Raw genomic sequence first — 12,445 nt, forward strand, 5'->3', positions numbered from 1 at the left:
ACCAAAGTTCATTAGTATGCTAAAATCTTTTAAAAAACCTATTTTTCTTTCTTGATCTAAATATCCTATGATTTTAATTAAAACATTATTAATAATTGAAGATAGAAAGTTTTACAAGCATGATAGCATTAATATATCATCTTATTATAGTCTTATTAGTTAATATTATGGAAGGTAAAATAATACAAAGAGGTAGCAAGCTTAATCTACAGTTAGTTAAAATTTTTTTTTAAAACATGCTTGTTTAGTATGGAGAAAAATAAATGAAATGTATATAACGTTGATTTTAGATTGGTTTTATAAAAAAATCGTTTTTTAGAATTATATTTTAATAAAGTTTATTTGGAGCAAGCTGGTAATGAACAGATTGGAGGTTTTTCACTCGCTAGTTTTTGTTATTTTAGCCGACCAATTGATAAATTAAATTTAGATCAATATGCTTTATTAGTAGCTATGGTTAAAGGCTCTTCTTTATGTAATCAAGGTTCAATTGAAAAAAAATTATTTAAAATTATCGCAAAAACCTTTAAAAATTCATTCTAAAGGGTTTATAATTTCAGATAATCTAAATTTTTTACAATTTCTTCAGAAGCAGGTCAAAGAAAAATTAAGAGATAAAGCTACAAGATTAGAAATTTTTAAAATATTTACTACTTTAGACTCTGTATCTCAAAACACTATTGAAAAATTTGTTTCAGTAAGTATATCTGAATTAAAAAAACAAAAAAAATTAAAATATTTAGAAATTGAAACGATTGTACTAGATAAATTCAATGGTGAAATTAATGCTCTTAATTAGTGTTACTTATCCAATATTTTATTATTATAATCGTGTTTCAAAAGCTTGTCGTTTTATTGGTTCTTTTTATAAACCCGTTATTTACTTAAAAGATTTATCTAATCTAAAAAAATATCATTTAAATAGTTGGATATCCAATTATCTCATTTCAATTAAATTAGAAAATGGTGCATATTGGATTACTAAAAATAACAATCATCAGTTTAATAGATGAGTAATACTTTTAGTATCATTAAATAGTTCTATAAATATATCTATAGTTAGTTTAAGCATTGATATAGGTTTAAATTTATTAATAGAATATTGGATTTATTTGTATATTTTCAGAAAATATTTAAACTGTTTTCCTTCAATGTCATTAAGATCAATTAATTTGATATTTATTGAAATTGCTCAATTTTTTCAAGTAATTTCAAATGAATGCTATCAAGCATTATTATCTTTAGTAAGATTTGTTATTTCTGATAACAGGGAAATATTATATTAAAATTTACCACAATTTAAAAAAATATTTTTTTCTGAATCAGAATACTTGATAGTATATGCTATTCAAAAGGTTTTAAACTCTGGAATATCTAAATCCTTAGGTACTTTATTTAACGAGTTATGTTTATCTGAAAAAACTGGAATTACTAATAATTTAGTAAATAGTTGGTTCGTAGAAGCAGATAAAAAACAAATTGTAGTTACTTGGATAGGACAAGATTATAATAAATCTTCGAGATTATATGGACTTTTTGGAGCAATGCAAGTTTATCAAAAATATCTTGAATATCAACACCCGACTCCGTTAATATTAAATTCTCCAAAAAACATCCGTATATGAATAATAATGGAAAATTATTTTATAAAACAATGATGAATATAAAGAATATATACTAATGGTTTTCAAATACTCAAAATTTATATAATAACAATATAGAAGATAATTTTAAAAAAATAGTAAATATAAAAAGAATTTTTTATATGAATTTAATTTTAATCTTTTAAATTAATATATTTAAAATTTAATAGATATTTGAAAATACATTTATTCATTAAAAATTATATAAAAATTATTAAATTTAAATAAAAATATAATTTGAGAATTATAATATGTTAATTAAATTTTTAAAGAAAATTTTTGGAAATTATAATGATCGTATTTTAAAAAAATACAATAAAATTGTTTCTGAAATTAATTATTTAGAAAAAACCTTTGAAAAGTTTTCAGATATACAGCTTAAAGAAAATACAAAATTATTTCAATCTCGATTAAAAAAAGGAGAACATTTAAACAATTTATTAGTAGAATCTTTTGCTACAGTTAGAGAAGCAAGTAAACGTGTTTTTAATATGCGTCATTTTGATGTTCAAGTTCTTGGGGGGATAGTTTTAAATAAACAATGTATTGCAGAAATGCGAACAGGAGAAGGAAAGACTTTAACATCTACCCTTCCTGCATATTTAAATGCTTTACCTGGAAAAGGTGTGCATATAGTTACAATGAATGATTATTTAGCAGAACGAGATGCTAAAAAAAATACTCCATTATTTGAATTTCTTGGACTATCAGTGGGATTAAATTTATCTGATATGTCTTTTTCTGAAAAAAAATATGCTTATTCTTGTGATATTACTTATGGAACAAACAATGAATATGGATTTGATTATTTACGTGATAATATGATTTTTTGTAATGAAGAGAGAGTACAGCGTCAATTATATTACGCGTTAATAGACGAAGTAGATTCGATTTTAATAGATGAAGCTAGGACACCTTTAATTATCTCAGGTCCTTCAGAAGATAGTTCTTTTTTATATAAAGAAATTAATAAAATAGTACCTTTTTTAATTTCTCAAAAAAAAGAAGATTCTGATGATTTTCAAGGGCAAGGTCATTTTTCAGTAGATGAAAAATTAAAACAAATTTACTTAACTGAAAGAGGGTTAATTAAAATTGAAAAATTATTAATTCATAAGAAATTAATGAAAAAGAATGAATCATTATACTCTTCTAATAATATTATATTAATGCATCACGTTATATCAGCTTTACGTGCTCATCAATTATTTATTCGAGATGTAGACTATCTTGTAAAAAATAATAATGTAATAATTGTTGATGAACATACAGGTAGAACTATGCCGGGAAGAAGATGGTCGGATGGTTTGCATCAAGCAATAGAAGCTAAAGAACAAGTCAATATAAAAAATGAAAATCAAACTTTAGCATCGATTACATTTCAAAATTATTTTCGTTTATATAATAAAATAGCAGGTATGACAGGTACTGCAGAAACAGAAGCATTCGAATTTAGTTCTATTTATAATTTAGATACAATTGTTATACCTACGAATAAACCCATGATTAGGAAAGATATGCCTGATTTAGTATATATGACCGAGAAAGAAAAAATATATGCTATTTTAAAAGACATTCAGAATTGCATTAAAAATAATCAACCAGTTTTAGTTGGAACAGTATCTATTGAAAAATCAGAAGTGATCTCAAAAAGATTAAAAGAGTTAAATATTAAACATAGTGTTTTAAATGCAAAATTTCATGCGAAAGAGGCTGAAATTATAGCTCAAGCTGGAAAATCTAAGTCAGTTACCATTGCTACTAATATGGCCGGAAGAGGTACGGATATAGTTTTAGGTGGCAGTATAAATTTGGAATTAAATAACAAAATATCTTTAAAAGAAATTACAATGATTCAAAGGAAATGGAAAAAAGAACACGATTTAGTTGTATCATCTGGAGGTCTTCATATTATTGGAACTGAACGTCATGAATCGCGCCGTATTGATAATCAATTAAGAGGACGATCAGGTCGGCAAGGAGATAGTGGCTCTTCTCGTTTTTATTTGTCCATGGAAGACTCATTAATGAGGATTTTTATCTCCGAAAAAATTATTAATATGATGCGTAAATTAGGTCTTTCTGAGAATGAAGCTATCGAACATCCTTGGGTTACTAAAGCAATTGAAAATGCTCAAAAAAAAGTAGAAAATAGAAATTTTGATATTAGAAAGCAATTACTAGAATATGATGATGTATATAATGAACAACGTCGAATCATTTATGCTCAACGTAATAAATTAATTAATTCAAAAAATATAAAAAAAATTATTAATGATATTTTAATAGATGTATTGAATTTGACTGTAAAAAAATACATCAATAAAAAAATTGAAAAAGATAGCTGGAAAACTTTAGAGCTAGAAAATAAATTAAAAGTTGAATTTAATATATATGTATCAATTTTAGATTGGATAAAAAAAGATTTTAATTTAACTATAGATAACATTATAGATCGAATTATTAATATTGCACAAAAAAATTATGAAGACAAAGAAGTTTTAATAGGAAATTCTAATATGAGAATTGTAGAAAAATCTATTATGTTGCAAACATTAGATGATCTTTGGAAAGAGCATTTATCAGCTATGAATTATTTAAGACAAGGAATTCATCTACGTGGTTACGCACAAAAAGATCCTAAACAAGAATATAAAAGAGAATCTTTTGATATGTTTTCTAGCATGTTAGGATTACTTAAATATGAAGTTATATCTTTTCTTAGCAAATTAAATGTATCTTCTACAAAAAAATATTTTAATTTTAAAGATAATTTAGATAAATCATTGAATAATATTAAAATTGGAAGGAACACGTTATGTTTTTGTGGTTCTAAAAAAAAATATAAATATTGTCATGGTATTATATAATTATATATTTTAAATATATTATTTTTAACTTACATTATATTTATGACTTATAAAAAAATAGCAATTGGAATTATTATAAAAAAAAAAAAATTTATATTACTAAAGCAAATAAAATTAAATACAAGAAAAACATTTGGGAATTTCCAGGTGGAAAGGTAAAAGAAAATGAAAATGTTATATGCGGATTAAGACGTGAATTATTAGAAGAAGTGGGTATAAAAATATTAAAGTTTAATTTTTTTCAAGTTAAAAAAATTTTTTATAAAAAAATTAAATTATATTTTTTTTTAATAACAAAGTGGAAAGGTAAAGCATGTAGCCAAGAAGGATATAATTACAGTTGGGTTGATTTAAAAAAAATAAAATTTAAAAAATTTCCAAATGCTAATTTTACTATAATAAAAAAATTAAATAGCATTAAGTAAAAATTAACATTAATTAGTATAATTTAGTTAAATAATTTTTTTTAAAAATTTTTTTTTTGAATTTATATTTACTAAATAAATATGTATAAAAATTATTTAAATAATAAACGTATGTATCTAATATTTTTATATTTTTATTCTTATTAAAAATAATATCATCTGAAATTAAAATTCTTTTATTTCTTCTAGTTTGTTGATAAATTATTTTTTTTGCTTGATATCGACTAATTTTATCTCGTATTATTATACGTTGTATTTGAATTTTTTCAGGTGTATCAACTAATAGAATTCGATCTGCTATTGTATTTAGTTTTTTTTCAATTAGCAATGGAACAACCCATAGGCACCAAATTGCGTTTACTAATTTTATTTGTTTTTTACTCTCTTTATAAATTTCAGGAATTAACATATTTTCTAACCATAATTTTATTTGCTTATCATTAAAAACGTACTTTCTAAGTAATTTCCGGTTTATTGAATGATTTGAATTTAATATGCTATTTCCAAATTTTTTTTTAATAGAATTAAATATTTCTATGTTTTTTTCTACTATTTTTTTTCCGATAATATCAGTATCAATAACATTTACACCTATTTTTTTAAAGCTATTAGAAATAGTAGTTTTTCCGCTACCAATGCCTCCAGTAAGTGCTACAATATAAGTCATAATTATTTTTTATTTAAGATTATTTAAACATATAAAATATTTATTATCTTAATTAAAATATATAGTATTTCAATAACAATATTTAATAAATTTAAAAAATATGTCTATTTTATATATTTTTTATTTTCATATTATTTTAGGAAATTAATTATATGCGTATAGAAGAAGATATTAAGCTAGGTTTTAAAGATGTTTTAATTAGACCAAAGAGATCTACTTTAAAAAGTCGATCTGAAGTTGATCTTGTTCGTCCTTTTACTTTTAAATATTCTGATAATAAATGGTCTGGTATCCCGATTATTGCTGCCAATATGGATACTATTGGAACATTTGATATGGCTTTATCTTTATCAAATTTTCACATTTTAACTGCAATACATAAATATTATTCTTTTGATGAATGGAAAGTTTTTATCAATAAATCTACAGAACAAACATTAGAACATGTTATTGTATCTATCGGAACATCTGATTTAGATTTTTTAAAAATTCAAAAAATTTTATTATTATCCTCTCAATTAAAATATATTTGTATTGATGTTGCTAATGGTTATTCAGAATATTTTGTTTCTTTTTTAAAAAAAGTAAGAGATATGTTTCCTAATAAAATTATTTGTGCTGGAAATGTTGTTACTGGAGAAATGGTTGAAGAACTAATTTTATCTGGAGCTGATATAGTTAAAGTTGGTATCGGGCCAGGTTCAGTTTGTACTACAAGAGTTAAAACAGGTGTAGGTTATCCTCAACTTTCGGCTATTATAGAATGCGCAGATGCGGCACATGGATTAAATGGCCAAATTATTAGTGATGGTGGTTGTATTGTTTCTGGAGATATAGCAAAAGCTTTCGGAGGTGGTGCGGATTTTGTGATGTTAGGCGGTATGTTATCAGGTCATTATGAATGCGCAGGAAAAGTTATTAAAGAAAATTTAAAAAAATTTATGTTATTTTATGGCATGAGTTCTATTTCAGCAATGAAACGTTATACTGGTAAAATTAGAGGATATCGAGCTTCAGAAGGTAAAACAGTGAAGATACCTTTTCGGGGCAATGTCGATATAACTATACGTGACATTTTAGGCGGACTTAGATCTGCTTGCACTTATGTAGGCGCTCAAAAGTTAAAAGAGTTAACTAAAAGAACTACTTTTATAAGAGTAGGAGAACAAGAAAACTGTGTTTTTAATAATTTTACATATTGAGATAAATTATATATTATTTTAAAAAATTCAAAAATAATAAAATCAATAAAATTAATTATTATATAGTTGATTTTATTGATTTTTTTTAGAAATTAATAATTAATTATTTTATAAAATAGACAAGAAATTTTATTTAAAATATTTAATTCTATATCAAGTAATAATTAACTTAATATTTTGAATTTAATTTAAATTTTATAATTAAAAATAATATATAAGGAACTTGTACCATGTCAGAAAATTTTTATGATGACGTGGATCCAATTGAAACTAATGATTGGATGCAATCAATTGAATCTGTTATTAAAAAAGATGGTATTAAAAGAGCTCGTTTTTTAATTGAAAAAGTTTTACAACAATCTAAAATAAATAAATCAAATTTTTTTAAATGTTTTTTTACTAGTAATTATGTTAATACAATTAATGATGAAGATGAAGTTGAATATCCTGGTGATTTAATTCTAGAAAAAAAAATTCGTTCCGCTATTCGTTGGAATGCTATTATGATGGTATTGCGTGCATCAAAAAAAAACTTAGAATTAGGTGGTCATTTATCTTCTTTTCAATCATCAGCAACTATATATGAAGTGTGTTTCAATCATTTTTTTCGTGCTAGAAACGATTATGATGGGGGTGATTTAGTTTATTTTCAAGGTCATATTTCTCCTGGAATTTATGCACGATCGTTTTTAGAAGGTCGTTTATCTATTAAGCAAATCGATAATTTTAGACAAGAAGTTGATGGTAATGGGTTATCTTCTTATCCTCATCCTAAATTAATGCCTAATTTTTGGCAATTTCCGACTGTTTCTATGGGGCTCGGTCCTCTTTTTTCTATTTATCAAGCTAAATTTTTAAAATATCTTCATAATCGAGATTTAAAAAATACTTCAAAACAAACAGTTTATGCTTTTTTAGGTGATGGTGAAATGGATGAACCAGAATCTAAAGGAGCTATCTCTATTGCAGTTCGAGAAAAGTTAGATAATTTAATTTTTATAATAAATTGTAATTTGCAAAGATTAGATGGTCCAGTTATAGGAAATGGTAAAATTGTAAATGAATTAGAAAGTTTTTTTTATGGAGCTGGATGGAAAGTAATTAAAGTAATATGGGGCGGGAAATGGGATATTTTGTTAAAAAAAGATAAAACTGGGAAGTTAATTCAATTAATGAATGAAACAATAGATGGTGATTATCAAACATTAAAATCCAAAAATGGTGCTTATGTTAGAAAACATTTTTTTGGAAAATATAAAGAAACGCTAGAATTAGTTAAAAATATGACAGATGAAGAGATATGGAATTTAAATCGAGGCGGTCATGATCCTAAAAAAATGTTTAATGCAATAATAAAAGCCAAAGAAACTAAAGGAAAACCTACAGTTATTTTAGCACATACTATAAAGGGTTATGGTATGGGCATGATTGCAGAAGGTAAAAATATTGCACATCAGATAAAAAAAATAAATATTAATGGAATTATGTATATCAGAAATCGTTTTCATATTCCTATATCTGATGAGGAAGTAGAAAAATTACCTTATATTACTTTTAAAAAAAATTCTAAAGAATATTGCTATATGCAATATCAAAGAAAAAAGTTAGGTGGTTATATTCCATTTCGTTTATCTAGATTTACTAAGCCATTAAATCTTCCAAATTTAATAGATTTTCAGTCATTGTTAGAAGAACAAAACAAACATATTTCTACTACGATAGCTTTTATTCGTGTTTTGAATTTAATTTTAAAAAATGATTCCATCAAACATTTAATTGTTCCTATTATTGCTGATGAAGCACGTACATTTGGAATGGAAGGCTTGTTTAGAAAAATTGGAATTTATAGTTCTGATGGACAAAAATATATTCCCCAAGATCGTGAACAATTAGCATATTATAAAGAAGAAAAAAAAGGACAAATATTGCAAGAAGGAATTAATGAATTAGGAGCTGCTTCATCTTGGCTTGCTGCTGCAACTTCTTATAGTACTAATAATTTTCCTATGATTCCTTTCTATATTTATTATTCAATATTTGGTTTTCAACGAATTGGTGATCTTTTTTGGGCTGCAGGCGATCAACAAGCAAGAGGTTTTTTAATTGGAGGGACATCAGGAAGAACAACTTTAAATGGAGAAGGTTTACAACATGAAGATGGTCATAGTCATATACAAGCTTTAACAATACCAAATTGTATTTCTTATGATCCTGCTTTTGCTTATGAGGTCGCAGTTATTATACAAGATGGTCTAAGAAGAATGTATGGCCCACTTCAAGAAAATATATATTACTATATCACCACGATCAATGAAAATTACTATATGCCAGCTATGCCCAAGGGTGTGGAACAAGGAATTTGTAAGGGAATTTATAAATTAAAAACATTAAATTCTACTGGATTAAAAGTACAATTAATGGGTTCTGGAGCTATTTTACGGTGTGTATGTGAAGCTGCCGAGATTTTATCTAATGATTATTCTATCACTACTGATATTTATAGTGTGACTTCTTTTACAGAATTAGCTAGAGATGGAGAAGAATGTATCAGATGGAATATGTTGCATCCAAAAAAAGAAAAGAAAATTGCTTATATAAACAAAATTATGAATTCAGCTCCTGCTGTTGCTGCTACCGATTATATGAAATTATTTGCAGAGCAAGTCCGTAATTATATTCCTTCAAAGGAATATTATGTGCTAGGTACAGATGGTTTTGGGCGATCAGATAGTCGTGAAAAATTACGTAATCACTTTGAAGTTAGCGCTCATTATATTGTATTAGCTTCTTTAAGTTTATTAGTTAAATTGAATCAGATAAATCAAGAGGTGGTAGAAGATGCAATTATTAAATTTAATATTAATGCGGATAAAATTAATCCGCGTTTAGCTTAAGGAGTGAGATAAAGTGCATATTGAAGTTAAAATGCCTGATATTGGTTTAGATCAAGTAGAAGTAATAGAAATCTTAGTTAAATTAAATGAAGAAGTTCAAATAGAACAAGGATTAATAACTGTTGAAGGCGAAAAATCTTCTATGGAAATACCGTCTCCAATATCCGGAGTGGTAAAAGAAATCAACGTAAAAATTGGAGATAAAGTTTCTACTAATGCTATTATAATGATTTTTACAACTAATGAAAAAAATCCTAATAATCAAAAAAAAGACGACATTGATATTCTTAATATTAAAACATCAACTATTAATACTGAAAAAAATATAGTACATGCAACACCATCAATTAGGAGATTAGCGCGTGAATTAAATATTAATTTAAGTGATATTTTAGGTTCTGGTAGAAAAAATCGCATTTTAAAAAATGATCTTGAATTATATACAAAAAATGTTTGTCATGATAGACATCAATTAAAAGTAGAAACAATTGAAATCAATCATTTACAAAAGATTGTTGGAAATAATTTGTATAATAATTGGATAAATATACCTCATGTAACACAATTTGAAGAGGTAAATATCACTACATTAGAAGAATTTCGTAAGCATTATAATACAGAAGAATGTAAAAAAAATATTCATCATAGCAATATTACTATATTAATTTTCATTATTAAAGCAGTATCGCGAGCATTATTGGAATTTCCGATTTTTAATAGCTCTTTATCTGTAGATAAAAAAACAATTATTTTTAAAAAATATATTAATATTGGAATTGCTGTAGATGTTTCAAATGGTTTACTTGTTCCAGTATTAAAAAATGTTGATAAAAAAAGTATTATTAATTTATCGTCTGAATTAATATCACTTTCTGAAAAAGCACGTAAAAATAAATTAGATAAATTAGATATGAAAAACAGTTGCTTCACAATTTCAAATTTAGGAGGTATTGGTGGAAATTGGTTTACGCCAATTATTAATTCTCCTGAGGTTGCAATTCTGGGAGTTTCAAAAGCAGTTATTAAACCAGTCTGGGATGGTAAAATATTTATTCCATCTTTGATATTACCTTTATCGTTATCTTATGATCATCGTGTTATTAATGGAGCAGACGCAGCTCGTTTTATTTGTTTTCTCAAGAAATTATTATCTGATATACGATTTTTAGTTATGTAATTTTATATTGATCAAACATCTTTTATAAAATTAATCATTAAAGAGGTTTTCATGCATCAAAAAATTCAAGCAGAAGTAGTAGTTTTAGGATCAGGACCTGCTGGTTATTCTGCGGCTTTTCGGTGTTCTGATTTAGGTTTAGAGACTGTTTTAATAGAACGTTATGAAAATTTAGGAGGTGTTTGCTTAAATGCAGGATGTATTCCTTCAAAATCTTTATTACATATAGCAAAAGTAATAAAAAATGCAAATGATTTATCTAAAGCAGGAGTATTTTTTAATAAACCTTCTATTGATATTAAAAAAATTCAAGATTGGCAAAAACATATCATTAATAAACTTACAAATGGTTTATATAATATAAGTAAAAAAAGAAATATAAGATTTATTCAAGGGACGGCTTATTTTGAAAATGATCATAATATTATTGTAGAAAATAATAAAAATCAATTTGAAGTATCTTTTAAATATGCTATTGTTGCCACTGGTTCTCATTCAATTAAAATACCTTCATTACCAGCACAAGATTATAGAATTTGGGATTCTACAGATGCTTTGTCATTGAACAATATTCCTAATCGTTTTTTAATTATAGGAGGAGGAATTATTGGTTTAGAAATGGCAACAATATACAGCGCGTTAGGATCCAAGGTAGATATTGTAGATCGTTTTAATGTTTTTCTTCCTGCAGTAGATCAAGATGTGTCTGAAATGTATATTAAATCGATTAATAAAAGATTTAATTTGTTTTTAAATACTCAGGTTAAAAATATTGAATCTAACGAAAATGGTTTAATTGTTTCTACAGAAGGTAATAATCAAAGTTATAATATTTGCTATGATAATGTTTTAGTTGCAGTAGGACGTAATCCTAATACTAAAAATTTAGCATTAGATAAAATTGGAGTGAAATTAAATGATTTTGGTTTTATTGAAGTAAATAACCAACTTAGAACTAACATATCTAATATTTATGCAATTGGTGATGTTATAGGTTTTCCTATGTTAGCTCATAAAGCTATTCATGAGTCACATATTGTTGCTGAAGTAATTTCTGGTAAAAATCATTATTATGAACCTAAGGTAATACCTTCTGTAGCTTATACTGATCCTGAAATTGCTTGGGTAGGTTTTAATGAAAAAGATGCTATAAAATCAAATATTGATTACGAAGCTTCTGTTTTTCCTTGGAATTCTTCTGGAAGAGCAAATGCTTCAAATTGCACAACAGGTATGACAAAGTTAATCTTTAATAAAAAAAATAAACAACTAATTGGAGGGGCTATAGTAGGTGAAAATGCTGGAGAATTGATTAATGAAATTACATTAGCAATTGAAATGGGATGCGATGTAGAAGATCTTTCCCTTACTATTCATGCTCATCCAACCTTAAGCGAATCAATTTGTTTAGCATCGGAGATTTTCCAAGGTACAATAACAGATTTATTAAATTTAAAAAAAAATACTTTTACATAATATTTAATATAATTCTTTTAGAACAAGAAAAGATTATAGAAATTATATTTCTATAATCTTTTCTTGTTCTAAAAGAATTATATTAAATATT

11 protein-coding genes and 1 pseudogene are annotated in these 12,445 nt (G+C 25.3%); 11 read left to right on the forward strand and 1 reads right to left on the reverse strand.

What is annotated here, in order from left to right; translation table 11 throughout:
• Positions 1-315 precede the first annotated feature (315 nt).
• The 7 genes and pseudogenes from D9V63_RS01015 to D9V63_RS01040 form a co-directional block, all read left to right on the forward strand.
• A pseudogene (locus tag D9V63_RS01015) lies at positions 316-543 on the forward strand (transglycosylase domain-containing protein); the annotation flags it as partial.
• Positions 491-799, forward strand: coding sequence for a hypothetical protein (locus tag D9V63_RS01020; protein ID WP_158368587.1), 309 nt, complete (start codon positions 491-493; stop codon positions 797-799). The pseudogene D9V63_RS01015 and the gene D9V63_RS01020, both read left to right, overlap by 53 nt.
• Entirely contained in the window at positions 786-1,013 is a 228-nt protein-coding gene (locus D9V63_RS01025) for a hypothetical protein (protein WP_158368589.1), read from the forward strand. Before D9V63_RS01020 ends, D9V63_RS01025 begins: the two co-directional genes overlap by 14 nt.
• A 138-nt stretch (positions 1,014-1,151) precedes the next feature.
• The gene (locus D9V63_RS03140; RefSeq protein ID WP_261979542.1) at positions 1,152-1,286 is read left to right on the forward strand and encodes a hypothetical protein; all 135 of its coding nucleotides are present in this window, start codon (positions 1,152-1,154) and stop codon (positions 1,284-1,286) included.
• 45 nt (positions 1,287-1,331) lie between these two features.
• Positions 1,332-1,625, forward strand: coding sequence for a hypothetical protein (locus tag D9V63_RS01030; protein WP_158368591.1), 294 nt, complete (start codon positions 1,332-1,334; stop codon positions 1,623-1,625).
• A 269-nt stretch (positions 1,626-1,894) separates the two neighbouring features.
• Positions 1,895-4,513 carry a preprotein translocase subunit SecA gene (gene secA / locus D9V63_RS01035; RefSeq protein ID WP_158368593.1) on the forward strand — a complete coding sequence of 873 codons (2,619 nt, stop codon included), beginning with the start codon at positions 1,895-1,897 and terminating at the stop codon, positions 4,511-4,513.
• A gap of 131 nt (positions 4,514-4,644) precedes the next feature.
• Complete coding sequence (locus D9V63_RS01040) at positions 4,645-4,938, forward strand: NUDIX domain-containing protein (protein WP_261979553.1); 294 nt, start codon at positions 4,645-4,647, stop codon at positions 4,936-4,938.
• Positions 4,939-4,951: 13 nt separating this feature from the next.
• Here the strand turns inward: D9V63_RS01040 and coaE are convergent, their stop codons facing one another.
• Entirely contained in the window at positions 4,952-5,605 is a 654-nt protein-coding gene (coaE, locus tag D9V63_RS01045) for a dephospho-CoA kinase (RefSeq protein WP_158368595.1), read from the reverse strand.
• A gap of 152 nt (positions 5,606-5,757) precedes the next feature.
• On the opposite strand from coaE, the gene D9V63_RS01050 reads away from it, so the two are divergent.
• The 4 genes from D9V63_RS01050 (at position 5,758) to lpdA (ending at position 12,354) form a co-directional block, all read left to right on the forward strand.
• Positions 5,758-6,807 (forward strand): GMP reductase, encoded by a 1,050-nt coding sequence (locus D9V63_RS01050; protein WP_158368597.1) that lies wholly within the window; start codon positions 5,758-5,760, stop codon positions 6,805-6,807.
• Positions 6,808-7,037: 230 nt separating this feature from the next.
• Positions 7,038-9,701: a pyruvate dehydrogenase (acetyl-transferring), homodimeric type gene (gene aceE / locus D9V63_RS01055; RefSeq protein WP_158368599.1), complete on the forward strand. Its 2,664-nt coding sequence runs from the start codon at positions 7,038-7,040 to the stop codon at positions 9,699-9,701.
• A gap of 13 nt (positions 9,702-9,714) precedes the next feature.
• Complete coding sequence (locus D9V63_RS01060) at positions 9,715-10,878, forward strand: 2-oxo acid dehydrogenase subunit E2 (protein ID WP_261979543.1); 1,164 nt, start codon at positions 9,715-9,717, stop codon at positions 10,876-10,878.
• Positions 10,879-10,929: 51 nt separating this feature from the next.
• Entirely contained in the window at positions 10,930-12,354 is a 1,425-nt protein-coding gene (gene lpdA / locus D9V63_RS01065) for a dihydrolipoyl dehydrogenase (protein WP_158368601.1), read from the forward strand.
• The last annotated feature ends 91 nt before the right edge of the window (positions 12,355-12,445 follow it).

It is taken from the genome of Buchnera aphidicola (Aphis nasturtii), assembly GCF_005083345.1.
Classification (GTDB): domain Bacteria; phylum Pseudomonadota; class Gammaproteobacteria; order Enterobacterales; family Enterobacteriaceae; genus Buchnera; species Buchnera aphidicola_R.